We start from the raw sequence: 716 nt of genomic DNA, 5'->3' as shown, positions 1-716 counted from the left end.
GCGCCTCGTCGTCCTCTTCGTAGACGGTGACCCACAGATCCTTCGGATCGAAGGCCAGGCCGCCCTCGGATTCGGGCGCGGTCAGCAGCTCCCACGCGAACCGGATCGCGTCTTCCTTGAAGTAGTCGCCGAACGACCAGTTGCCGAGCATCTGGAAGAAGGTGCCGTGGCGCGGGGTCTTGCCGACCTCCTCGATGTCGTTGGTGCGGATGCACTTCTGCACGTCGGCGGCCCGCGGGTAGGGCGGCGGCACGACGCCGCTGAGGTACGGGATGAAGGGCACCATGCCCGCCACGGTGAACAGCAGGGCCGGATCGTCGGTGACGAGCGAGGCCGACGGGACGATCGTGTGGTTCTTCTTCTCGAAGAAGTCGAGGAAACGCTGGGCGATCTCGGCGGTTTTCATGGCGAATCTTTCGATGGGCGTGCGGATCCTCCCCCGGCGGTGGGGGTGGGATGCCGGAAGGTCAGTCGGACGAGGATGCCGGGCGTGCCGAGTCGGCGGCGTTGTCGAGGGCCGCACCGGCGGAAGCGGCGACACCCTTGACGTCGTCGACGATCTCGGAGAGCCGTGATTCCTGCTCGTGATACGCGTCGCTCATCCGATCGGTGAACTCGCTGATGCGCGAGTCGAGCTGCGCGAACAGCTCCTGGCCACGGGGGTCCTTGTTCACCAGGTGGGCGGCGACGAAACCACCGACGATGCCGAAGGCGAA

General features: G+C 66.2%; 2 protein-coding genes. Both read right to left on the bottom strand.

Annotated elements, in window-relative coordinates; all coding sequences use genetic code 11:
- Positions 1-406: alanine--tRNA ligase-related protein (locus tag NS220_RS18040; RefSeq protein ID WP_242864678.1), on the bottom strand; the 406-nt coding region annotated here is incomplete at its 3' end.
- A gap of 61 nt (positions 407-467) precedes the next feature.
- The coding region (locus NS220_RS18035) for an ATPase (protein ID WP_153004361.1) at positions 468-716 on the bottom strand (249 nt) is incomplete at its 5' end.

Origin of the sequence: Microbacterium testaceum, assembly GCF_001476655.1 — a bacterium.
Lineage (GTDB): Bacteria > Actinomycetota > Actinomycetes > Actinomycetales > Microbacteriaceae > Microbacterium > Microbacterium testaceum_C.
This window is presented reverse-complemented; position numbering and strand designations above follow the sequence as displayed.